At 56.2% G+C, this 23,929-nt stretch carries 17 protein-coding genes; 6 read left to right on the top strand and 11 right to left on the bottom strand.

Going from position 1 to position 23,929, the window contains the following annotated elements; translation table 11 throughout:
* The first annotated feature begins 27 nt into the window (after positions 1-27).
* Entirely contained in the window at positions 28-768 is a 741-nt protein-coding gene (pflA, locus tag PGS10_RS04710) for a pyruvate formate lyase 1-activating protein (RefSeq protein WP_015367479.1), read from the top strand.
* A 156-nt stretch (positions 769-924) separates the two neighbouring features.
* Here pflA and PGS10_RS04705 read toward each other — a convergent pair whose 3' ends face one another.
* The 9 genes from PGS10_RS04705 to lrp all read right to left on the bottom strand — a co-directional run bounded on the left by PGS10_RS04705 (position 925) and on the right by lrp (position 14,545).
* The gene (locus tag PGS10_RS04705) at positions 925-2,073 is read right to left on the bottom strand and encodes an MFS transporter (RefSeq protein ID WP_015367480.1); all 1,149 of its coding nucleotides are present in this window, start codon (positions 2,071-2,073) and stop codon (positions 925-927) included.
* A 273-nt stretch (positions 2,074-2,346) separates the two neighbouring features.
* Positions 2,347-3,210 carry a dimethyl sulfoxide reductase anchor subunit family protein gene (locus PGS10_RS04700; protein WP_045395752.1) on the bottom strand — a complete coding sequence of 288 codons (864 nt, stop codon included), beginning with the start codon at positions 3,208-3,210 and terminating at the stop codon, positions 2,347-2,349.
* Position 3,211: 1 nt separating this feature from the next.
* Positions 3,212-3,829: a DMSO/selenate family reductase complex B subunit gene (locus tag PGS10_RS04695; protein WP_315709817.1), complete on the bottom strand. Its 618-nt coding sequence runs from the start codon at positions 3,827-3,829 to the stop codon at positions 3,212-3,214.
* Positions 3,830-3,839: 10 nt separating this feature from the next.
* A complete protein-coding gene (dmsA, locus tag PGS10_RS04690; RefSeq protein ID WP_063416358.1) occupies positions 3,840-6,278 on the bottom strand; it encodes a dimethylsulfoxide reductase subunit A in 2,439 nt (812 codons plus the stop codon).
* Between the two features lie 194 nt (positions 6,279-6,472).
* A complete protein-coding gene (gene serS, locus PGS10_RS04685; protein ID WP_015367484.1) occupies positions 6,473-7,765 on the bottom strand; it encodes a serine--tRNA ligase in 1,293 nt (430 codons plus the stop codon).
* A gap of 92 nt (positions 7,766-7,857) precedes the next feature.
* Entirely contained in the window at positions 7,858-9,201 is a 1,344-nt protein-coding gene (gene rarA / locus PGS10_RS04680; RefSeq protein ID WP_045396235.1) for a replication-associated recombination protein RarA, read from the bottom strand.
* An 8-nt stretch (positions 9,202-9,209) separates the two neighbouring features.
* Complete coding sequence (gene lolA, locus PGS10_RS04675; protein ID WP_015367486.1) at positions 9,210-9,821, bottom strand: outer membrane lipoprotein chaperone LolA; 612 nt, start codon at positions 9,819-9,821, stop codon at positions 9,210-9,212.
* 122 nt (positions 9,822-9,943) lie between these two features.
* A complete protein-coding gene (gene ftsK / locus PGS10_RS04670) occupies positions 9,944-13,915 on the bottom strand; it encodes a DNA translocase FtsK (protein ID WP_316422489.1) in 3,972 nt (1,323 codons plus the stop codon).
* A 135-nt stretch (positions 13,916-14,050) separates the two neighbouring features.
* Positions 14,051-14,545, bottom strand: coding sequence for a leucine-responsive transcriptional regulator Lrp (gene lrp, locus PGS10_RS04665; RefSeq protein ID WP_000228469.1), 495 nt, complete (start codon positions 14,543-14,545; stop codon positions 14,051-14,053).
* Positions 14,546-15,077: 532 nt separating this feature from the next.
* Here lrp and trxB point away from each other — a divergent pair.
* The 5 genes from trxB (at position 15,078) to infA (ending at position 20,974) form a co-directional block, all read left to right on the top strand.
* Entirely contained in the window at positions 15,078-16,046 is a 969-nt protein-coding gene (gene trxB / locus PGS10_RS04660) for a thioredoxin-disulfide reductase (RefSeq protein ID WP_045396241.1), read from the top strand.
* 114 nt (positions 16,047-16,160) lie between these two features.
* Positions 16,161-17,927: a heme ABC transporter permease/ATP-binding protein CydD gene (gene cydD, locus PGS10_RS04655; protein ID WP_047049029.1), complete on the top strand. Its 1,767-nt coding sequence runs from the start codon at positions 16,161-16,163 to the stop codon at positions 17,925-17,927.
* Positions 17,928-19,649 (top strand): heme ABC transporter ATP-binding protein/permease CydC, encoded by a 1,722-nt coding sequence (gene cydC, locus PGS10_RS04650; protein WP_213797516.1) that lies wholly within the window; start codon positions 17,928-17,930, stop codon positions 19,647-19,649.
* A 42-nt stretch (positions 19,650-19,691) separates the two neighbouring features.
* A complete protein-coding gene (aat, locus tag PGS10_RS04645) occupies positions 19,692-20,396 on the top strand; it encodes a leucyl/phenylalanyl-tRNA--protein transferase (protein WP_045396250.1) in 705 nt (234 codons plus the stop codon).
* Positions 20,397-20,755: 359 nt separating this feature from the next.
* Entirely contained in the window at positions 20,756-20,974 is a 219-nt protein-coding gene (gene infA / locus PGS10_RS04640; protein WP_001040187.1) for a translation initiation factor IF-1, read from the top strand.
* A gap of 77 nt (positions 20,975-21,051) precedes the next feature.
* On the opposite strand, the gene PGS10_RS04635 is transcribed toward infA, so the two are convergent.
* Positions 21,052-21,612, bottom strand: a complete 561-nt coding sequence (locus PGS10_RS04635; RefSeq protein ID WP_131631709.1) for a hypothetical protein — start codon at positions 21,610-21,612, stop codon at positions 21,052-21,054.
* A gap of 19 nt (positions 21,613-21,631) precedes the next feature.
* Entirely contained in the window at positions 21,632-23,911 is a 2,280-nt protein-coding gene (clpA, locus tag PGS10_RS04630) for an ATP-dependent Clp protease ATP-binding subunit ClpA (RefSeq protein ID WP_015367493.1), read from the bottom strand.
* Between the last annotated feature and the right edge of the window lie 18 nt (positions 23,912-23,929).

Genomic DNA, 23,929 nt, shown 5'->3' with positions numbered 1-23,929 from the left:
AGGGCCGAATCCGGAGATATCACCGCAATGTCAACTATTGGTCGTATTCACTCCTTTGAATCCTGTGGCACCGTCGATGGCCCAGGTATCCGCTTTATTACCTTCTTCCAGGGCTGCCTGATGCGCTGCCTTTACTGCCATAACCGCGACACCTGGGATACCCATGGCGGTAAAGAAATCACCGTTGAAGAATTGATGAAAGAAGTGGTGACCTATCGCCACTTTATGAATGCCTCCGGCGGCGGCGTCACCGCATCCGGCGGCGAGGCAATCCTGCAGGCGGAATTTGTTCGCGACTGGTTCCGCGCCTGTAAAAAAGAAGGTATCCACACCTGTCTGGATACCAACGGCTTCGTACGTCGCTACGATCCCGTGATTGACGAGCTGCTGGAAGTCACCGATCTGGTGATGCTTGACCTTAAGCAGATGAACGATGAAATCCACCAGAACCTGGTCGGCGTTTCTAACCATCGTACGCTGGAGTTCGCCCAGTATCTGTCGAAGAAAGGGATTAACGTGTGGATCCGCTACGTCGTGGTTCCCGGCTGGTCTGATGATGACGATTCCGCGCATCGTCTGGGTGAGTTTACCCGCGATATGGGTAACGTCGAGAAAATCGAACTCCTGCCCTACCATGAGCTGGGTAAACACAAATGGGTGGCAATGGGCGAAGAGTACAAACTTGACGGCGTACACCCACCGAAGAAAGAGACCATGGAGCGGGTAAAAGGCATCCTGGAGCAGTATGGCCATAAGGTGATGTACTAAACTAGCAGCGGGCCGGAGGTACTCTCACCACGGCCCGCAACTATAATAGTATCAATCCCGCCGATAACGCCACACTATGAACGCAATACCGTCTGCCCACAGGAACATTCATTTCATAAACGGACTACGCGCGGCCTTCGCCGCGCGCCAGAATGTTTACGCGTGTGCCACCGGCGTCGGATGATGCCCGGCTTTGCGCAGCAGCGTCAGCAGGTAAATAAACGATACGCTGGCGATCATAATAAACAGTAGGTTATCAGAGAAGTTCTGCATCAGCATTGCCGTCAGGGTCGGCCCCAGCAGGCTGCCGATGGTATAGCTCATCAGCAGCGCCTGGTTCATCGCCACCAGTTGATGGTGTTCAACCTTCTCGCAGGCCCAGGCCATCGCCACCGGATACAGAGTAAAACCGGATGCGCCGAGCACAAAAAGCGCGGGAGCCATTGCCGCCTGGCTCAGCATCGCCAGACAGCCCAGAATCACCACAAAGACCTGTACGCGCAGCACCAGCAGGCGGCCATAGCGGTCCGCCAGACGCCCGACCGGCCACTGCCCGAGAATGCCTGCGCTAACCATCACCGCCATCCAGAAACCAATACCCGAATCGCTGACGCCCTGATGATTTAGCCACAGCGGCATCAGGCCGTACAGTGAACCAAGCACGATGCCGGAAATGATGCAGCCATTCACACCGTGGCGCGCCTGACGCAGTTTCAGCATCGGCCAGATACGTACCGTTTCATGCGGCTCGTCGGCCTGGCTCATAATACGTGTAAACATTAGCGGCAGGATCGCCGCCAGCGCCAGGCCGGTAACCCACGGCAGCACGCTCATTAAATCGGTCGGTAATTTGCTGACCATCAGTTGGCCCAATACGGTACCGATGTAATAGACCATCATGTACGCCGCCAGCAGTCGACCGCGGCTGCGGGAAGTACCGCTGCACACCAGCGCGCTTTCCACCACCACCCAGATCATCGCGCAGCCCACCCCGGCAATAAAACGCCAGCTCAGCCATGTCCAGAAGCCGAGCGTAATACCCAGGCCAACGCAGCCAACGGCAAAAATTAATGACGCCAGGTAATAGCTACGGTTAAACCCCAGACGTTTAATGACCCAACCGGCAAATAACGTGCCCACCAGATTGCCGGTAAAATAAGAGGAGCCGACCATCCCAACCTGCCAGGTTGGCATATTTTCATGGGCGAGCCAGAGTGGGACAAGCGTATTTAAAACCGCGATTGCCAGCGTCAACAGAAGCAGGCCACAGAGCAACATTTGCACTGGGCGAGTGTAGATGGTCATGGGTGTTAACCGTGAGGAAGTTCAGATTTCGTGCGCATCATGACACCGCTGTAAACATTGTCAATCCGCCAGAATTCAGGCCTGACGCGGTTTTCAGGGCAACGATAGAAGTTTTTTATCCAGCGGAACGGTAACGGAATTATTCTTTATATTATTCCATTGTTTTTATTAATTTATTGGAAAACGAAGAAGGAAATATCAGTAGAAAAATTTCATCAATCAACCGCATTTTTTAATCACGCCGGAATAAACTTCCGGCGTGATTACTCGCGATTAACTGGCGATTGCCATACCGACGGTCATATGCAGACCATAGAATACGCCGCGACCAATCATCTCACCAACCAGCACCAGCGCAAACGCCAGGCCCAACAGCGGCAATGCGGGCTGATAACCTTTAAGCTGCGGTACAATCCAGCAGACCAGCGCCAGCACTAATGCGACCGTCCGCCATGCCATCAATGAACCATAATCCGGCACCAGCGCCGAAGCCTGCTGAATCGAACTATGAATAGTCGCCAACTCGCTGCCCTGGATCAGCGCGACGGTCACGCTAATCACCAACGCCACCAGCATAATCACCGGCAATAAACGCATCGCCCAACCATCTACGCCCGCGACACGCAGCAGCAGATAACCCAATAGCGGCCCGCCGATAAACAGGGTCAGGAAGAAGTTGAGCGGCGTCCAGATGGTGTACCAGGTGGGCACGGTATCGATGGTGTTATATACGCGGATCATCATCCAGACGAAGATGACGCCGAGGATCATGGTGACGACCAGCCACAGACTACGCAGCCCAGACGACAGTTTATTTACCACCGCCAGCAGCCAGCCAATACCACCGACGGCAAAGAAAAGCGCGCCGCTGGCGATTTCATTGCTTAACGATGATGCGCCAACGCGGTTCAGCGAATTGAACGCGCGCATAGGTGAACCAAGGTGCATGGTGGAGGCGATAAAGCCGATCCCCATCAGCACCCACAGCCCAAACATGCTCATTATCACCCGCTGCTGCTGCTCGCGCGAAAGTTCGCCCTTCATCAACGCCAGCGCGAGAACGATAAAGCCCCCGGCGACGCATTGGCCAAAGACCGTGAAAATCATCAACGGCCATTCATGCCATCCATTTCCCATTTCAGACCTCCTTCGGATTGGCCAGATAGCCGGTGGTATCCCCACACGGACGGCTGTTGGCGTTAGGTTTTATCACAATGCTCGGCCTGGTGAAGTGCGCTGAAGGCAGCGGCGCCACGGCGGCCAGCTGGCCGTGTTTTTCCCGCAGTTCGGCAATCGGCCCGAAGTCCAGCGCGCGTAGCGGGCAGGACTCGACGCAAATCGGTTTCTTGCCTTGTGCGACACGCTCGTGACAGCCGTCGCATTTGGTCATATGCCCTTCGGCGGCGTTGTACTGCGGCGCGCCATACGGGCAGGCCATATGGCAGTAGCGACAGCCGATGCACACCTCTTCATTGACCACCACAAAACCGTCTTCGCGCTTGTGCATCGCCCCGCTCGGGCAGACCTTGGTGCACGCCGGGTCTTCGCAGTGGTTACAGGCGATAGAGAGGTAATAGGCGAAAACGTTCTGATTCCAGACGCCGTTGTCCTCCTGCCAGTCGCCGCCGGCATACTCATAGATACGACGGAAGCTGACGTCCGGCGTCAGGTTCTTGTAGTCTTTACAGGCCAGCTCGCAGGTTTTGCAACCGGTGCAACGGGCGGAATCGATAAAAAATCCATACTGAGTTGTCATCGGTTACTCCTTACAGCTTTTCAACCTGGACGAGGTTGGTATGCGATGGGTTGCCTTTCGCCAACGGCGACGGACGTTGAGTCGTCAGCACGTTAATGCTGCCGGCCTGATCCACGCGTGAAGCGTCCGGGTTATACCAGGCGCCCTCGCCCAGCGCGACAACGCCCGGCATCATACGCGGCGTCACTTTCGCTTCGATATGCACTTCGCCGCGATCGTTGAAAATGCGAATGCGATCGCCGTTGGCGATGCCGCGTTTGTGCGCATCGATCGGGTTAATCCACATCTCCTGGCGGCAGGCTGCCTGCAGGACATCAACGTTGCCATAAGTTGAGTGGACGCGAGACTTGTAGTGGAAGCCCGTCAGCTGTAGCGGATATTTGGCGGACAACGGATCGTTGTAGTTTTCAAACCCCGGGGTGTAGATCGGCAGCGGATCGATCACATCGCCTTCCGGCAGTTCCCAGGTCGCGGCAATTTTGGCAAGCTCCTGGGAATAGATTTCGATTTTGCCCGATGGCGTAGTCAGCGGATTGGCCTGCGGATCTTCACGGAAGGCTTTATACGCCACATGATGCCCCTGCGGGTCACGCTGCTTGAAGATCCCCTGCTGGCGGAAAGTATCGAAATCCGGCAGTTCGGGAATCGCTTTACGCGACTGCTCATACAAATAGCGCATCCAGCCTTCCTGAGTGCGGCCTTCGGTAAACTTCTCCGCCACCCCCATGCGTTTCGCCAACTCGGTGGTCATCTCATAGATGGTTTTGCATTCGAAACGCGGTTTAATCGCCTGGTCGGCAAAGATGACGTAAGACATATTGCCGCAGGAGGCATCCAGCGCGAAGTCCATCTGCTCCGAGGCGGTACAGTCCGGCAGCAGAATATCGGCGTATTTCGCAGACGACGTCATGTGGCAGTCGATTACCACAATCATTTCGCACTTCTTATCGTCCTGCAGGATTTCGTGGGTGCGGTTGATCTCGGAGTGTTGGTTGATCAGGCAGTTACCCGCGTAGTTCCAGATCATCTTGATCGGTACATCGAGCTTATCTTTGCCGCGTACGCCATCACGCAGCGCGGTCATTTCCGGACCACGTTCAATCGCGTCGGTCCACATAAACATGGAGATGCTGGTCTCTACCGGGTTATCCAGCGTCGGCATGCGCTCGAAAGGCAGGCTATATGATCCTTCACGCGCGCCGCTATTACCTCCATTGATCCCAACGTTACCAGTCAGAATGGCGAGCATGGAGATGGCGCGGGTGGCGATTTCGCCGTTGGCGTGACGCTGCGGTCCCCATCCCTGGCTGATATACGCCGGCTTCGCCGTCGCAATCTCGCGAGCCAGTTTCACAATGCGCTCACGCGGGATCCCGGTAATGGTGGACGCCCACTCCGGTGTTTTAGCGATACCGTCGGAGCCCTGACCAAGGATGTAAGCTTTATAATGTCCATTAGACGGCGCATCGGCAGGCAAGGTCTTCTCGTCGTAGCCGACGCAGTATTTATCGAGGAAGGGCTGATCGACCAGATTTTCAGTAATCATCACCCACGCCAGCGCTGAAATGAGCGCCGCGTCGGTTCCCGGACGAATTGGGATCCATTCATCTTCACGCCCGGCTCCGGTGTCGGTATAGCGCGGATCGATAATGATCATGCGGGCATTGGATTTCTGCCGCGCCTGCTCAAGGTAGTAAGTGACCCCGCCGCCGCTCATGCGCGTTTCGCCAGGGTTATTGCCGAACAGCACCACTAACTGACTATTTTCGATATCCGACGGGCTATTGCCATCGGCCCAACCACCATAGGTGTAATTCAAACCAGCCGCAATCTGCGCCGATGAATAGTCGCCATAATGATTGAGATAGCCGCCGCAGCAGTTCATCAGACGAGCAATCAGGGTTTTACCCGGCGGCCAGGAACGAGTCAGAGTCCCGCCGAGCGTACCGGTTCCGTAGTTCAGATAGATAGATTCGTTGCCATAATCTTTAATCAGGCGCTGCATATTGCTGGCGATAGTGTCGAACGCCTCTTCCCAGCTAATTTGTTCGAATTTTCCTTCACCGCGTTTGCCGACGCGCTTCATCGGATATTTCAGCCGGTCGGGGTTATAGACGCGGCGGCGCATAGAGCGGCCGCGCAGACAGGCGCGAACCTGATGCAGACCGTCATAGTTATCGTCGCCGGTATTATCGGTTTCTACATACTTAATCGCGCCGTCAACCACGTGCATACGCAGCGGGCAACGGCTGCCGCAGTTAACGGTGCAGGCGCTCCAGACCACTTTCTCACTGACTGGCGCCAGCGTATCAGCGGCGTGCGCAATACGCGTGAAGGGTAAGGTCAATGCGTTGCTGGCCATCGCCAGACCGCCTATCGCCGTGGTTTTCATCAAACCACGTCGGCTAACTTCGGCAGCCAGTAAAGCATCGGGGGCTTTGATTTTCATAGATACTCGCTTTGGTTGCTCACAATAAGCTGACAATCGTTATATAATTTTATATATATCGGATTTTATTGGCTTTTTATGCTGTATTAATCCAAAGGGAGTATCACCGGATTTACTGAGGGGATTATTGCCCGGTATCAATAAGGATATAAAAAAAGCGCCCGCAGGCGCTTTTAAGGAAAGAGCAGAAAAGATTACCCGATATACTCGAGGCCGCGCATATACGGGCGCAGGACTTCCGGGATCTCGATACGGCCATCGGCCTGCTGATAGTTTTCCATCACCGCAACCAGCGTACGGCCAACCGCCAGACCAGAACCATTCAGAGTGTGAACGAGACGAGTCTTTTTGTCGGACTTGCTGCGGCAACGCGCCTGCATACGACGCGCCTGGAAATCCCAGACGTTGGAGCAGGAAGAAATTTCGCGATAGGTATCCTGCGCCGGAACCCACACTTCGAGGTCATAGGTTTTACAGGCGCTAAAGCCCATATCGCCGGAACACAGCGCTACCTTACGGTACGGCAGACCCAGCAGTTGCAGAACCTTCTCAGCGTGGCCGGTCATCTCTTCCAGCGCCGCCATAGAGTCTTCCGGACGTACGATCTGCACCATTTCAACTTTGTCGAACTGGTGCATACGGATCAGACCGCGGGTATCACGACCATACGAACCCGCTTCAGAACGGAAGCACGGCGTATGGGCGGTCATTTTAATCGGCAGATCGTCTTCGTCGATGATTTCGTCGCGGACCAGGTTGGTCAGCGGCACTTCGGCGGTCGGAATCAACGCATAGTTGCTGCTATCGGCTTCTTCTTCCAGCGGACGAGTATGGAACAGGTCGCCGGCGAATTTCGGCAACTGGCCAGTACCATACAGCGTGTCTTGGTTCACCAGATAAGGAACATAGTTCTCGCTATAACCGTGCTGTTCGGTGTGCAGATCCAGCATAAACTGCGCCAGCGCGCGGTGCAGGCGGGCCAGTTGGCCTTTCATCACCACGAAACGGGAACCGGTTAGCTTAACGGCGGCGGCGAAGTCCAGCCCCCCGTGCATTTCACCCAGCGTAACGTGGTCGCGCACCTCGAAATCGAACTGACGCGGTGTCCCCCAGCGGCTGACTTCAACGTTGTCGTTTTCGTCGCGGCCAACCGGCACGTCATCGTGAGGAATGTTCGGGATCGCCAGCGCGATATCGCGAATTTCCGCCAACAGCGTTTCCAGCTCGGACTTTGCGGCATCCAGCTGTTCGCCAAGCTTGTTCACTTCCAGGCGTAATGGCTCGATATCTTCCCCGCGCGCTTTCGCCTGGCCAATGGATTTCGATCGGGAGTTACGCTCCGCCTGCAGGTTTTCGGTTTGAACCTGCAGAACTTTACGACGCTCTTCAAGAGCGCGCAGTTTATCTACATCCAGCTTAAAGCCCCGGCGTGCCAGTTTTTCTGCGACTGCGTCTGGCTCGGTACGCAGCAGATTGGGATCGAGCATGCTTATCCTGTGCTTATCGAATTTAAATAGGAAAAATGGCCGCAAACTACGGCCACGGAAATATAGGTAATAACCTTACCGCAACGCCACAATTAGCGGTAGCGTTTTATCTGGCTATTTTGATCCAGTTCGGCAAGCCAGGCGAGCTTTTCAGCGATTTTGCCCTCGAGCCCCCTGTTTGTTGGCTGATAATAGCGCGTTTGCGCCATTTCCTGCGGGAAATACTGCTCGCCGGCGGCGTAGGCGTTAGGTTCATCGTGCGCGTAGCGGTATTCCTGACCATAGCCCATCTCTTTCATGAGTTTGGTCGGCGCATTGCGTAAATGAACCGGCACGTCGTAATCAGGGCGATCGCGGGCGTCGGCCAGCGCAGCCTTAAAGGCGGTGTACACCGCATTACTCTTCGGCGCGCAGGCCAGATAAACAATAGCCTGAGCAATAGCCCGTTCGCCTTCTGCCGGCCCGACGCGGGTAAAACAATCCCACGCGGAAATGGCCACCTGCATAGCCCGGGGATCGGCGTTGCCGACATCCTCTGACGCGATAGCCAGACAACGGCGCGCAACATACAGCGGGTCGCCGCCCGCGGTAATGATCCGTGCGTACCAGTATAATGCCGCATCCGGGGCGCTACCGCGCACCGACTTATGTAACGCGGAAATAAGATCGTAAAAACGGTCGCCTTTATTATCAAAACGCGCGCTACGCTCGCCGGCAATTTCAGTAAGCAGTTCGGCTTTCAGCACTCGCTTGCCCGAATCGTCGCTTTCAGCCATATCGGCCATCATTTCTAACGTGTTCAACGCCCGACGCGCGTCGCCGTTGACCAGTTCGGCAATCGCCTTGCGAGTTTCATCTGGCAGGACAATATCTTGCCCGCCGTAGCCGCGCGCTTTATCGCCCATCGCCTGGTTAAGCACCTGCTCGATATCATCCGTGGTCAGCGACTTAAGTAAATAGACGCGGGCGCGGGAAAGCAAAGCGGAATTAAGTTCGAATGACGGGTTTTCGGTCGTCGCGCCAATAAAAGTAATGGTGCCATCTTCGATGTGCGGCAGAAAGGCGTCCTGCTGACTTTTATTGAAACGATGCACTTCGTCTACAAACAGGATAGTGCGCCGACCGGCGTTGCGGTTTTGCCGCGCGCGCTCGATAGCTTCGCGGATCTCTTTGACGCCAGAGGTGACGGCCGAGATACGTTCGACATCGGCATTGGCGTAGCGTGCAATCACTTCCGCAAGGGTAGTTTTACCGGTGCCCGGCGGCCCCCACAGGATCATCGAGTGCAGATGCCCGGCCTCAATCGCCCGCGGTAGCGGTTTACCCGGCGCCAGCAGGTGCTGCTGGCCAATGTACTGCGCTAAATTTTCTGGCCGCATACGGGCGGCCAGAGGTTGAAACGCGTTATCGGAAAAATCGAGCGAAAAGTTGCTCACATTCGCCTCTACTTACGTTGATCGTCCACCGTCACCCCTTGCGGCGGTGTAAAAGTGAACTTAGATGCGTCGACGGCGCCATTCTGCTGCGACTTCAGCTGGTAGCTGCTGCGCTGATCGTCTTGCTCAACAGCGCTGAACTGATGGATAGTGCCGTCACGGCCCACATTGATTGTGAACTGCTTCAGGTTGCCGTTACCGCTTTTCGGCGTCAGCACAAAATCATCGCCGTTTTGCTTGATGTTGTATTGCTGCCAGTCCGCTGACTGGTTGCGGGCGATCAGCATGAACGGCGTGTTGCTGGTCGCGTTTTTCAGCCAGGTCGCGGTTGCCTGCTCGACAAACGGGTTGTAGAACCACAGCGTTTTCCCATCCGATACCAGAATACTTTCATCCGGCTGGGTCATATGCCAGTTGAACAGATTCGGGCGTTTCACCCACAAATCGCCCTGCCCGTCCTGCACGGCATTGCCGCTTGCGTCGGTCACTTTCTGAGTGAAGCTGGCATGGAAGCTGCTAACTTTATCCAGACGGCTTTTTAAGTCGCCGGCAGCGTCTGCCCAAACCTGGCTTACCACGAAGCCAGACAATAATGCACAGGTGATGGCAAGTTTCTTCATTGTTGATCCTTATTGTGCGTCACTCCCGACGCGGGAGCCTGTTCTGTCTCTACTGTAGAGCCGTTGATAACAACGGAATAGCAGAACAGGCTGATTTTGCGCTTATTTACCGAACTTTGCACTTACTCGAAGGGCGGCGGCGCCAGGACTTCACGGTTACCATTATGGCCCTGCTCGCTGACGATCCCCTGGGCTTCCATCTGCTCAATGATACGCGCCGCGCGGTTATAGCCGATGCGGAACTGACGCTGTACTCCGGAGATCGAGGCTTTGCGTTTCTCGGTCACGAAGTTGACCGCCTGGTCGAACAGCGGATCCAGCTCTTCGCCGCCATCAAAGCCGCCACTACCGCCTTCGCTTTCACTGTCGGAGGTAATGCCGTCAACATACTGCGGACGACCGCGCGCTTTCCAGTCCTGAACCACGGCGTGTACTTCCTGGTCACGGACAAACGCGCCATGCACGCGAACCGGCATCGTGGAGTTAGGCCCGGAATAGAGCATATCACCCATGCCCAGCAGCGATTCTGCGCCGCCCTGGTCAAGGATGGTGCGCGAGTCAATCTTGCTTGATACGGTAAAGGCGATACGCGTCGGGATGTTGGCCTTGATAAGACCGGTAATCACGTCAACTGACGGACGCTGGGTCGCCAGCACCAGGTGAATACCCGCCGCGCGCGCTTTCTGCGCCAGACGCGCAATAAGCTCTTCTACCTTCTTACCGACGGTCATCATCAGATCGGCGAATTCATCCACCAGTACCACGATATACGGCAGTTTTTCCAGCACCGGATGTACGGCATCCATGCTGTCGCCCGGTTTCCAGTACGGATCCGGGATCGGACGTCCCATACGCGCGGCTTCAGCGATCTTCTCGTTGTAGCCCGCCAGATTACGCACGCCCAGCGCCGACATCAGCTTATAACGGCGCTCCATTTCGTTGACGCTCCAGCGCAGCGCATTAGCGGCGTCTTTCATGTCGGTGACCACTTCCGTCAGCAGATGCGGGATACCTTCGTACACCGACAGCTCAAGCATTTTCGGGTCGATCATGATGAAACGCACGTCTTCCGGCTGCGCCTTGTAGAGCATGCTGAGGATCATGGCGTTCACGCCAACCGATTTACCAGAACCAGTGGTACCGGCAACCAGCAGATGCGGCATTTTCGCCAGATCGGCCACCACCGGATCGCCGGCGATATCTTTACCCAGCACCACGGTAAGCGGCGATGGGTTCTCGCGGAATTTCGGACAATCGAGCACTTCGCGCAGGTATACGGTCTGGCGTTTTTTGTTCGGTAATTCCAGGCCGACGTAAGGTTTACCCGGAATGACTTCCACCACGCGCACCGCCACGGTCGACAGCGAACGCGCAAGGTCGCGCGACAGGTTAGAGATTCGCGCGGCCTTCACCCCAGGCGCGAGGTTCAGCTCGAAGCGGGTGATCACCGGGCCAGGCGAGTAGTTCACCACATCCGCTTTGATGCGGAAATCGGCGAGACGCGCTTCGACCAGGCGCGCCATCTGCTCAAGCGCAAAGGTATCAACAGGTTCAACTTCGCTCGGCGGCGGCGTCAGGAGATCCAGCGACGGCAGCGGAGTCGTCGGTCTTTGCAGCGGACGGCTGTCGCCATTACGCATCAGCAATGGATGAATAAGGCTATCCTGCGGCTGCGGCGCGGGCGGCTGATAACCCTGCGGAGCAACCGGCTGTTGCTGCTGCACTGGCTGTTGAGCAGTCTGATAAGCCTGCGGCTGCGGCGCTACCGGCTGATGGTGTACGGGCGGCTGCGCAGGTTGATAACCCTGCTGCGGCGCGGCTGCCGGTTGTTGGTAGTGCTGAGCCGGTTGCTGGGGCTGCACTTCCGGCGTCGGCATAAACAGCGGCTCGCTCGGACCATCATTGACCAGCGTTTTCATCGGCGAGAACTCATAGTCCGCCGGTGAGAAAGGATTGGCTCCCGGCGGCTGCTCGCTGGCATAGCGCTGCTGCTGGGTCGCGGCAAACTGGCGAGCCAGTTCCGCTTCAGCGGCTGCGTCTTCGTCCTGCTCATCGCTTTCTGACTCCCAGGACTCGCCATAGCGCTGTTGCTGGGTTGCGGCAAACTGGCGCGCCAGCTCGTCTTGTTCCAGCGCATCGGCTTCTTCGTCGCTCAACGGCTCGTTATCGTAATGCTGTTCCAGCTCGGCCCGACGCGCGCGCTCTTCAGCAATACGCTGAGACGGCAGCTTAATGCCATAGGAAGCAAGCTCCCGACGCGTCGGCACGCGGACGCGATTCGGGCGCGGCAATTTCGGACCGATGCCTTCTTTAACCTGTACCCGCGGGCCGCTGGATGCCGGGCTGAAAACTGGCGCTGCGTCGGCGGCGGCTGACGCCGCTGAAGCGGCTGCGGCTGCGCTGCCAGACGTCGTGGCCTGATGAACGCCAGCGGCGACGGCGGTCGCAGCGGCGGCATCGACGGACGGCATGGATGGGGCAGCCGGGGCGGTTATCGGTTTGGTTGCTACCGGGCTCGCCGGTTCAGGGATTGGCTGATACCAGGACTCCAGCAACTCACGCTCGCGCGCACGTTTCTCTTCGACTTCCTCGAAGTAGTACATCGGCGGGCGTTTAGTTTCTTCCTGAGGCGCTTCAGGCTCAGCGGCAGGCGCCGGTTCCTGATGGTAAACAGGCTGTTGAACAGCCGGTTCAGGCTGATAAACCGGCGGCTGCTGCGGCGCGTATTCCGGCTGATACACCGGTTGCTGCGGATGCGCGGCTTCCGGCTGGTAAACCGGCGGCTGCTGCGGCGCGTATTCCGGCTGGTACACCGGCTGCTGCGGATGCGCGGCTTCCGGCGGGTAAACCGGCGGCTGCTGCGGCGCGTATTCAGGTTGATACACCGGCTGCTGCGGATGCGCGGCTTCCGGCGGGTAAACCGGCGGCTGCTGCGGCGCGTATTCAGGTTGATACACCGGCTGCTGCGGATGGGCGGCTTCCGGTTGATAAACCGGTGGCTGCTGCGGCGCGTATTCCGGCTGATACACTGGTGGTTGCAGGTGGGCAGCCTCCGGTTGATATACCTGCCCTGTCCCCTGCTCCGCCCATGCCTGCGGCACAGCTGCAGCGGCGGAAGCCGCGCCGATCGGGTCGGCAACCGTATGGCCATTCAGTAGCGGATCGTAAGGGTCTAAATCGCCAGGACGCGCGGCGCTGGCGCCTGAGAACAGGACATCATCGGCCGCGACAGGCGCGCCGCTGGCGCTATATTGTACGGCTTCCGCATCATCCATACGTTTACCGGAGAACAGTGCGGCATCCGTTTTACGCCCCATCGGGTTGGCGAATTTTTCCGCCAGACGCTTACGACGCGCTAACGCGCTGCGCAAAATGCGGGCTCGACGCGATTCCCGCGGCTGCGCGGTATCGTCGTCGTCTTCATCTTCATATTCCTCATCTTCATATTCGCCTTCATCAACCCAGGTATCGTCCCGACGGGTACGATTACTGGCAAAGGTCAAAATAGAAAGGATGGCGCCGCCGAGTTTCTCGGCAATGCTGACCCATGACCAGCCGGTGAACAGCGTTAAACCGGCGGCCCAGATGCATAGCAGAGCGATTGTACCGCCGCTGCTGTGCAGCAAAGGTTGCAATGTGGTGCTAAGCAGGCTGCCAATGACGCCGCCGGAGGCAAAGTACCAGATATCATCGGCGTTGATCGCCGCCAGACCGCAGGAGGTGAGAATGAGCGCCAGCGCGCCGATCAGGCGCAGCGAAACAGCAAAGTAATCGACGTATTCGTCATTTTCCTGATGACGCCATGCAAACCAGCAGCCGCCGATGATAATCACGGGGATGGTGTACGCCATTACGCCAAAGATGAAAAATAGCGTGTCCGCCAGCCACGCTCCGGGCATGCCGCCCAGATTATGGATAGGCTCATGCCAGGCGGTCTGTGACCAACTGGGATCGGATGGATTAAAGCTCAGTAATGCCGCCATCAGCCAGATGGCAAAAAGAGAGCAAAGGATGAGTAACGCCTCAAGAACGCGGCGCCCGCTGCTTAGCTTCGTTAGTTTGACTTCTTTGTCTTCGGTGTATTCCTGGCTCAAGAAAGGCTCTCCAGGTATCAGGCAATTTCCTGCCTGCTGCTAAAACGGACAACAGCGCCGGGTCTCCCCGGCACTGTTGCTGTATGGATTAACAGGAGTGTAATCAAACTACGTCGATTTTGCACCTGTTCCGTGTTAGCGCGTCTTGATTACCAGACGATTACTCTGCTTGACTTCTTCCATAACCACGTAGGTACGGGTGTCGTTTACGCCCGGCAGGCGCAGCAGGGTTTCGCCCAGCAATTTACGATACGCTGACATGTCCGGTACGCGGGTTTTCAACAGATAGTCAAAATCACCGGATACCAGATGACACTCTTGAATTTCTTCAAGTTTTTGCACTGCGGCGTTAAATTGCTCAAACACATCCGGCGCACCACGATTCAGAGTAATCTCAACAAATACCAGAAGTGATGCATCCAGATAATGCGGGTTGAGCAGCGCCGTATAGCCCTGAATAAAACCCTGTCTTTCCAGTCGACGCACGCGCTCAAGGCAAGGCGTCGGAGAAAGTCCCACCCGTTTGGAAAGCTCGACGTTGGAAATACGCCCGTCTTTTTGCAGTTCATTCAGAATGTTACGATCGATGCGGTCGAGATCTTTGCCAGGGCGTTTCTTGCTATCTACCATTATTATTGTCTCTCTGTATTCCTTCCCTACTCCTGTTCTGACTCTGCGCCTTCACTGCCAGAGCCCATCCCGTTATTACCCGTACGACGTTGAGTAACCCAGGGGTACGTGAGAAGCCCGTTGCCTGATGGCAGTCACCGACATCACGCATGGCGTCTGTCCACACCATGCGTAGATTTCGCTGACCCGGATAAAAATGGCATTTGCGTGCATGAACATTCGCCACACGCTAAACACTGCTTTTCTTCTTCCATGAATGTTTTCGCAAAAGCACAGGGGATTGTCAAAGCAAAACATCGATTTTTAGTACAAGATGCCAGATATTCATCATCAACCCCCTCTGAATCTCATGTTTTCATCTTATAATCAGGGCGCTAACAGTAGAATTAATTATATTTTCCGCTCGTTAAATCGCCAATTCATCGGCGGGTTCTATTGCACATATCGTTAACAAAATCGCTACGCTCTTTTTTTACGCCCGCAAATTCCCTACAATCCAGCGCAATGTATGCCAATAAAATATGGGGATCTCATGGGCACAGCCAAACACAGTAAACTGCTTATTCTAGGTTCTGGACCTGCAGGATATACCGCGGCGGTCTATGCTGCGCGCGCAAACCTGCAGCCGGTGCTGATCACCGGCATGGAAAAAGGCGGTCAGCTGACCACCACCACTGAAGTGGAAAACTGGCCAGGCGACCCAAACGATCTGACCGGTCCGCTGCTCATGGAACGTATGCACGAGCATGCCACCAAGTTCGAAACTGAAATTATTTTCGATCACATCAGCAGCGTCGATCTGCAGAACCGTCCGTTCCGCCTGGTCGGCGACAGCGGCGAGTACACCTGTGACGCGCTGATTATCGCTACCGGCGCTTCCGCCCGCTATCTGGGTCTGCCTTCTGAAGAAGCTTTTAAAGGCCGCGGCGTCTCTGCCTGCGCCACCTGCGACGGTTTCTTCTATCGCAACCAGAAAGTCGCGGTTATCGGCGGCGGCAACACGGCGGTTGAAGAAGCGCTGTATCTGTCCAACATTGCTGCTGAAGTGCATCTGATCCACCGTCGCGACTCCTTCCGCGCGGAAAAAATCCTCATCAAACGCCTGATGGATAAAGTGGAAAGCGGCAACATTGTCCTGCACACCGATCGCACACTGGAAGAGGTCACCGGCGACCAGATGGGCGTCAGCGGCCTGCGTCTGCGCGATACCAAAAACAGCGATAACGTTGAGACTCTGGAAGTTGCCGGCCTGTTCGTCGCCATTGGACACAGCCCGAACACCGCTATCTTTGAAGGTCAGTTAGCGCTGGAAAACGGTTATATCAAAGTACAATCCGGCATCCACGGCAACGCCACGCAGACCAGTATCCCTGGCGTCTTCGCAGCAGGCGACGTGATGGACCATATCTACCGTCAGGCGATTACCTCCGCCGGTACCGGCTGTATGGCCGCGCTGGACGCGGAACGCTACCTGGATGGTTTAGCTGACGCTTGCAAATAATCTTTACAAGTCAGTAACAAAGGTAAAGAAGGCGACGAAAAGTCGCCTTTATTTTTGCCTCGTTGTAACATTGCCGTGCCCAAAAATCTCATAACGACACCTGCTAAGCGCGCAATGAATAAAACCCGTCAACAAGAGTTAACCCGCTGGTTAAAAGAAAAAAGCATTATCTCCCGTCGCTGGTTGATGATTTCTCGCCTGCTGGGCGTCGTGAGCGGTCTGTTGATCGTCGCTCAGGCGTGGTTCCTGGCGCGAATACTTCACCGAATGATTATGGAAAATATCCCGGCGACGGCGCTGCTGCTGCCGTTTACCTTGCTGGCGCTGGTGCTGATCCTGCGCGCCTGGGTGGTGTGGCTACGTGAACGCGTCGGCTTCCACGCCGGCCAGCATATCCGTTATGAAATTCGCCGCCAGGTGCTGGACCGCCTTCAGCAGGCGGGCCCGGCCTGGATTCAGGGAAAACCCGCCGGCAGTTGGGCGACGCTCATCCTTGAGCAAATCGATGATATGCATGATTACTACGCGCGCTATCTGCCGCAGATGACGCTGGCCGCCTGCGTGCCGCTGCTAATTGTTATCACTATCTTCCCCAGCAACTGGGCTGCCGCGCTAATTTTGCTCGGCACCGCCCCGCTGATCCCGCTCTTTATGGCGCTGGTAGGGATGGGCGCCGCCGATGCTAACCGGCGTAACTTCCTCGCCCTCGGTCGCCTTAGCGGCCACTTCCTTGACCGCCTGCGCGGCATGGAAACGCTGCGCCTGTTCAACCGCGGCGAAGCGGAAATCAATAATATTCGCGACGCATCGCAGGATTTCCGCCAGCGGACGATGGAAGTCCTGCGTCTGGCCTTTCTTTCCTCCGGCGTGCTGGAGTTCTTTACCTCGCTTTCCATCGCGCTGGTGGCAGTCTATTTCGGTTTTTCCTACCTTGGCGAGCTCGACTTCGGACACTACGGCGTCGGAGTCACGCTGATGTCCGGTTTTTTAACCCTGATTCTGGCGCCGGAGTTTTTCCAGCCGCTGCGTGATTTAGGTACATTTTACCATGCCAAGGCGCAGGCCATTGGCGCCGCGGATAGCCTGAAGACCTTTATGGAAACTCCGCTGGCGCAGGCTCAAAGGGGCGAGAAAACGCTGAGCGATCATGAACTGATTCGCCTTGAAGCCCGCGATCTGATAGTCAAATCACCGGATGGCAAAACGCTGGCAGGCCCGCTTACTTTCACCCTGAACGCCGGAGAACGTGTGGTACTGGTTGGCCAGAGCGGCTCCGGTAAAAGCTCGCTGCTGAATACGCTGACCGGCTTTCTTCCCTATGAAGGTTCGCTACAGGTCAACGGCGTCGAGTTGCGCGATCTCGATGCTGAACGCTGGCGTCGGCTAATTAGCTGGGTCGGACAGAACCCGCAGCTGCCCGCCGCCACTCTGCGGGAAAACGTGCTGCTGGCGTGGCCAGAAGCCACGGAAGCGCAGCTACAGCTGGCCCTGGATAAGGCCTGGGTTAGCGAGTTTATCTCCCAACTGCCGCAAGGTATTAATACCCCGGTTGGCGATCAGGCTGGTGGCCTTTCGGTCGGCCAGGCCCAGCGAGTTGCCGTTGCACGCGCGCTGCTGGTACCGTGTCGCCTGTTGCTACTGGATGAACCAGCAGCCAGCCTTGATGCCCATAGCGAACAGCGTGTCATGCAGGCGCTATCTAACGCGTCGACCGAGCAGACCACGCTGATGGTCACTCACCAACTGGCAGGACTGGTCGACTGGGATGCTATCTGGGTAATGCAGAATGGTCAGATTGTCGAGCAAGGCGACTATGCGCAGCTTTCTGCCGCCGGCGGCGCGTTTGCCTCACTGTTAGCACATCGCCAGGAGGAAATTTAAATGCGCGCACTATTACCCTATCTGGCGCTATACAAACGCCACAAATGGCTGCTGACTCTCGGCGTGGTGCTGGCTATCGTCACTCTTTTGGCAAGTATCGGGCTGTTGACGCTTTCCGGCTGGTTCCTGTCTGCCTCCGCCGTGGTCGGGGTCGCCGGCATTTACAGTTTTAACTACATGCTGCCCGCCGCGGGCGTTCGCGGCGCGGCGATTATTCGTACCGCCGGCCGCTACTTTGAGCGTCTGGTAAGCCACGACGCCACTTTCCGGGTATTGCAGCATCTGCGCGTCGCCACGTTTAGCAAACTACTGCCGCTCTCTCCCGCCGGGCTGGCGCGTTTTCGCCAGGGCGAGTTACTCAACCGCATCGTGGCTGATGTCGACACGCTGGATCACCTCTATCTGCGCGTGATTTCGCCGCTGGTTGGCGCGCTGGTGGTCATCCTGGTGGTAACCATCGGCTTAAGCGTACTTGACGTCAGCCTGGCGCTGACGCTTGGCGGCATTATGCTGGCGACGCTACTCCTGCTGCCGCCGCTGTTTTACCGTGCCGGTAAACCGACCGGGGAGCAGATCACCCAGCTCCGCGGGCAGTATCGCCAGCAACTCACCTCCTGGCTACAGGGGCAAGCCGAGTTAATGCTGTTTAATGCCAGCGATCGCTACCGTAAACAGATGGAAAAAACGGAACAGCGCTGGCAAGAGGCGCAGCGCCGCCAGGCTGAGCTCACCGCCCTATCGCAGGCGCTGATGCTGCTGATTGGCGGCATCGCGGTGATCGCCATGCTGTGGATGGCATCCGACGGCGTTGGCGGTAATAGCCAGCCGGGGGCGCTCATCGCCCTCTTCGTTTTCTGCGCCTTAGCGGCATTTGAAGCGCTGGCACCGGTCACCGGCGCCTTCCAGCATCTCGGCCAGGTCATCGCGTCAGCGCGTCGCATTACGCAGATCACCGAGCAGCAGCCCGAAGTGACGTTCAGCCAGCAGGCGCCGCAAAGCATCTCCCGGGTAGCGCTTACCCTGGACGAGGTAACCTTCCGCTATCCGCAACAGTCGACACCGGCGCTGAACGATATTTCGCTACAGGTCGCGGCGGGTGAGCATATCGCCATTCTTGGCCGTACCGGCTGCGGTAAATCGACTCTGCTACAGTTATTGACCCGCGCCTGGGATCCGGCCAGCGGCCAGATTCAGCTAAATGGTCAGCCTCTTAGCGATCTGTCGGAAACGACTCTGCGCCAGGCGATGAGCGTCGTACCGCAGCGAGTACATCTGTTCAGCGCGACGCTGCGCGATAATCTGCTGCTTGCCGCGCCGCAGGCCAGCGACGGCGAGCTCAGCGATACGCTCAAGCGCGTCGGTCTCGACAAACTGCTGGAAGATGGCGGCCTGAATAGCTGGCTCGGCGAGGGCGGTCGTCAGCTTTCCGGCGGCGAGCTACGTCGACTGGCTATCGCCCGCGCGCTATTGCACAATGCGCCGCTAATGCTGCTTGATGAGCCTACCGAAGGCCTCGATGCGACAACGGAAAGCCAGATCCTTGATTTACTTAGCGAAGTGATGCGCGATAAAACCGTGTTGATGGTCACCCACCGCCTGCGTGGACTCGCGCGGTTTAATCAGATAATAGTCATGGACAACGGACAAATTATTGAGCAAGGTAGTCACGCAGAGCTGCTGGCGAAACAGGGCCGCTATTACCAGTTTAAGCAACGTCTGTAAGCTATTATTGTCAACAATTGCTGGTGCGTATTGAGGTCAAAAATGCGTCTGGTTCAGCTCTCTCGTGACTCTATCGCCTTCCCTTCCCCGGAAGGCGCCCTGCGTGAACCAAATGGCCTGCTGGCGCTGGGCGGCGATCTGAGCCCCGCTCGCCTGCTCATGGCCTATCAGCGCGGTATTTTTCCATGGTTTTCTCCCGGCGACCCTATTTTATGGTGGTCGCCCGACCCACGTGCCGTGCTGTGGCCGGAGCAATTCCACTTTAGCCGCAGCATGAAGCGCTTTCATCAACGCTCTCCCTATCGGGTGACGCTTAACCACGCCTTCGGCCAGGTTATCGAGGGCTGCGCCAGCCATCGTGATGAAGGCACCTGGATCACTCCCAGCATCGTTCAGGCCTATCACCAGTTACATGAACTCGGTCATGCTCATTCAATAGAAGTGTGGGATGAGGAGACGCTGGTCGGCGGCATGTACGGCGTGGCGCAGGGGGCGCTGTTTTGCGGCGAATCGATGTTCAGCCGGGCGGAAAATGCCTCTAAAACCGCGCTGATGATCTTCTGTCAGGCTTTTGCCCAGGATGGCGGTAGATTAATTGACTGTCAGGTACTTAACGCGCACACCGCCTCTTTAGGGGCGATTGAAATTCCGCGCCGCGATTATCTCGATTACCTTTCCGTATTACGCACCTACCGCTTACCGGAGCGATTTTGGGTACCACGGGTGCTATTTACCGGTAATGGATAAATGTTTTCAGCACATTTCTTAGCGTGGTGGTATAATTGCGCGGTAGAGTAGCTTCTGCCTGTTGCCCCGCCGCCGTTTGGGAATAATAAGAGTCAGATAACGCCCATCGTTCTGTCACTGCCCTTTACGTTTGCGCCTGTCATGTGGTTTCACCGCGTGTATTCCGGGCAATGCGCCAAAACTACTTCGGCGATTTATACCCGTCATGTTTTAAGCTACAGGCGCTGGCTGCGCGTAATTATTTATCGCCAGCCTGCGACGCGAACTGTTTTGGGTATACGTAAAACTTTACATACTTGATGAACTTCGGCATTATCTTGCCGGTTCAAAACTACGGTAGTGATACCCCAGAGGACTAGATGGCCAAAGAAGACAATATTGAAATGCAGGGCACCGTACTTGAAACGTTGCCTAACACTATGTTCCGCGTAGAACTGGAAAACGGTCACGTGGTAACTGCGCATATTTCCGGTAAAATGCGTAAAAACTACATCCGCATTCTGACGGGCGACAAAGTGACTGTTGAGCTGACCCCGTACGACCTGAGCAAAGGCCGCATTGTCTTCCGTAGTCGCTAATTGTTTCCGCCGCTAAGGCGTCAGATGCTGAAGGCCGGGCAATGCCCGGTCTTTTCATTTCTGCCTACCGCGCCGATTTACTCAGCCATCTCTTTAGCTATCGGTAGGGTATTGTTTAGCGCTTCTTTCGGTACATGGGCGCTCAGTTTATCGACACCGATAAAGTCTGAGGCAAAGCCGGAATACACCATTAAGCCATAATCGGTAGTAATAGTTTTCTCCGTCATATAGTTTTGTGACTGGCTCATGGTGTTAATTTTCTTTCCCTTCTCCATTTTTACCAGCATTCCTGCCCCTTTGAGCAACAGGGCGCACGCGGGAATTTGCTCCTCTTTGCGTTTTTCCGCAGGCACATCGACGCTGCGAGAGTGCACATATTTATCCGAACCGGCGGGAAAATAAGCGTGATAGGTTGACTGCCCCGAGATTTTGACCAGGTAAAACGGGCTATCAGCACCGCTAAAGCGGTAGCTACCCGTCATATCCGGACATTGCGCCAGAGCATTAAAAGAAAGCAGCACCAGCGAGGCGCAGCACGACATTTTTGCACATTTCATCATTTCGTCCTTGTGGTTACATCCATCCGTTTTAACGCTAATAAAAAAAGACCGGGCTGTCACCAGCCCGGTCTTTATCACTGAACAATTCAGAATTTATTTAATGCGCCGCTTCCGGTTTGTGCTTTTGCGCGCTGTGGAAGCCGTAAGTCAGCACGTTATTAGCTTTATCCAGCTCAACGGTGACCTGACCGCCGTCCACCAGCGAACCAAACAGCAGCTCATTCGCCAATGGTTTCTTCAGGTTGTCCTGAATCACCCGCGCCATTGGACGCGCACCCATTGCCCGGTCATAGCCTTTCTCAGCCAGCCAGTCACGCGCTTCCTGACTCACTTCCAGCGACACGCCTTTCTGATCCAGCTGTACCTGCAGCTCGACGATAAACTTATCGACCACCTGATGGATCACGGTCGTAGAGAGGTGATCGAACCAGATGATGTTGTCGAGACGGTTACGGAACTCCGGCGTAAAGATCTTTTTGATCTCTTCCATCGCATCGGTACTGTTATCCTGCTGGATAAGACCAATCGATTTACGCTCGGTTTCACGCACCCCGGCGTTGGTGGTCATCACCAGCACCACGTTGCGGAAGTCCGCTTTACGGCCGTTGTTATCGGTCAGCGTACCGTTATCCATCACCTGCAGCAGGATATTGAAGACATCCGGATGCGCTTTTTCGATCTCATCAAGCAGCAGCACCGCGTGCGGATGTTTGATCACCGCATCGGTCAACAGCCCGCCCTGATCGAAACCGACGTATCCCGGAGGCGCGCCAATCAAGCGGCTAACGGTATGACGTTCCATATACTCAGACATATCAAACCGCAACAGCTCAATGCCCAGCGCTTTCGCCAGCTGCACGGTGACTTCGGTTTTCCCTACCCCGGTCGGCCCGGCGAACAAGAAAGAACCAACCGGTTTATGCTCATGGCCAAGCCCGGCACGCGCCATCTTGATCGCTTCAGTCAGCGCTTCAATCGCCTTATCCTGACCAAAGACCAGCATTTTCAGGCGATCGCCAAGGTTCTTCAGCGTATCGCGATCGCTGCGGGAGACGCTCTTCTCCGGAATACGCGCGATGCGCGCAACCACGGACTCGATATCCGCCACATTGACCGTTTTCTTGCGTTTGCTGACCGGCATCAGCCGCGCCCGTGCGCCCGCTTCGTCAATCACGTCAATCGCCTTATCCGGCAAATGACGATCGTTGATGTATTTCACCGCCAGCTCGACCGCCGCACGTACCGCTTTGGCGGTATAACGCACATCGTGGTGCGCTTCGTACTTCGGTTTCAAGCCGTTGATGATCTGCACCGTCTCTTCGACAGAAGGTTCGGTCACGTCGATTTTCTGGAAACGACGCGCCAGCGCGCGATCTTTTTCAAAGATGTTGCTGAACTCCTGGTAAGTCGTGGAGCCAATCACCCTGATCTTGCCGCCGGACAGCAACGGTTTGATAAGGTTAGCCGCATCAACCTGACCGCCCGAGGCTGCGCCTGCGCCGATGATGGTATGGATCTCATCGATAAACAGGATGCTATTGGTATCCTGCTCAAGCTGTTTCAGCAGCGCTTTAAAGCGTTTTTCAAAATCGCCGCGATATTTGGTCCCAGCCAGCAGCGAACCGATATCCAACGAGTAAATGGTGCAATCCGCCATCACTTCCGGTACGTCGCCCTGGACGATACGCCAGGCGAGCCCTTCCGCAATCGCGGTCTTGCCGACGCCGGATTCACCCACCAGTAGCGGGTTGTTCTTACGGCGGCGGCACAATACCTGTATGGCACGCTCCAGCTCTTTATCGCGGCCAATCAGCGGATCGATGCCACCCACGCGCGCAAGCTGGTTAAGATTGGTGGTGAAGTTTTCCATACGATCCTCCCCGCCTGCTTGCTCTTCGTTACCCGGCTGGCTCGCGTTGTTTTCCGAAGGCTGGCTGGGCTCGTCTTTGCGCGTGCCGTGAGAGATGAAATTCACCACATCAAGGCGGCTGACTTCATGTTTACGCAGCAGATAGGCGGCCTGCGACTCCTGCTCGCTGAAAATCGCGACCAGTACGTTGGCGCCGGTCACTTCGCTGCGACCGGAGGATTGGACGTGAAAAACCGCACGCTGCAGCACGCGCTGGAAGCTTAGCGTCGGCTGGGTGTCTCGCTCTTCTTCCGTTGCCGGAAGGACGGGAGTGGTCTGTTCGATGAAGGCTTCAAGTTCCTGACGCAAAGCGACCAGGTCCACGGAACAGGCTTCCAGCGCTTCGCGTGCCGAGGGGTTGCTGAGTAAAGCCAGCAACAAGTGCTCGACGGTCATAAATTCATGACGGTGCTCGCGCGCTCTGGCGAAAGCCATGTTTAAACTGAGTTCCAGTTCTTGATTGAGCATAGGCACCTCCCCCAATTT

Source organism: Klebsiella sp. 141153 (assembly GCF_032601995.1).
Taxonomy (GTDB): domain Bacteria; phylum Pseudomonadota; class Gammaproteobacteria; order Enterobacterales; family Enterobacteriaceae; genus Klebsiella; species Klebsiella aerogenes.
The sequence above is the reverse complement of the archived record's forward strand: the minus strand, read 5'-3'. Positions and strand labels throughout refer to the sequence as shown.

What these genes read in the sequence shown, in the direction of transcription:
- pflA (WP_015367479.1), top strand. Translation starts at nt 28, where the DNA reads ATGTCAACTATTGGTCGTATTCACTCCTTTGAATCCTGTGGCACCGTC.
- PGS10_RS04705 (WP_015367480.1), bottom strand. Translation starts at nt 2,073, where the DNA reads ATGACCATCTACACTCGCCCAGTGCAAATGTTGCTCTGTGGCCTGCTT.
- PGS10_RS04700 (WP_045395752.1), bottom strand. Translation starts at nt 3,210, where the DNA reads ATGGGAAATGGATGGCATGAATGGCCGTTGATGATTTTCACGGTCTTT.
- PGS10_RS04695 (WP_315709817.1), bottom strand. Translation starts at nt 3,829, where the DNA reads ATGACAACTCAGTATGGATTTTTTATCGATTCCGCCCGTTGCACCGGT.
- dmsA (WP_063416358.1), bottom strand. Translation starts at nt 6,278, where the DNA reads ATGAAAATCAAAGCCCCCGATGCTTTACTGGCTGCCGAAGTTAGCCGA.
- serS (WP_015367484.1), bottom strand. Translation starts at nt 7,765, where the DNA reads ATGCTCGATCCCAATCTGCTGCGTACCGAGCCAGACGCAGTCGCAGAA.
- lolA (WP_015367486.1), bottom strand. Translation starts at nt 9,821, where the DNA reads ATGAAGAAACTTGCCATCACCTGTGCATTATTGTCTGGCTTCGTGGTA.
- lrp (WP_000228469.1), bottom strand. Translation starts at nt 14,545, where the DNA reads ATGGTAGATAGCAAGAAACGCCCTGGCAAAGATCTCGACCGCATCGAT.
- trxB (WP_045396241.1), top strand. Translation starts at nt 15,078, where the DNA reads ATGGGCACAGCCAAACACAGTAAACTGCTTATTCTAGGTTCTGGACCT.
- cydD (WP_047049029.1), top strand. Translation starts at nt 16,161, where the DNA reads ATGAATAAAACCCGTCAACAAGAGTTAACCCGCTGGTTAAAAGAAAAA.
- cydC (WP_213797516.1), top strand. Translation starts at nt 17,928, where the DNA reads ATGCGCGCACTATTACCCTATCTGGCGCTATACAAACGCCACAAATGG.
- aat (WP_045396250.1), top strand. Translation starts at nt 19,692, where the DNA reads ATGCGTCTGGTTCAGCTCTCTCGTGACTCTATCGCCTTCCCTTCCCCG.
- infA (WP_001040187.1), top strand. Translation starts at nt 20,756, where the DNA reads ATGGCCAAAGAAGACAATATTGAAATGCAGGGCACCGTACTTGAAACG.
- clpA (WP_015367493.1), bottom strand. Translation starts at nt 23,911, where the DNA reads ATGCTCAATCAAGAACTGGAACTCAGTTTAAACATGGCTTTCGCCAGA.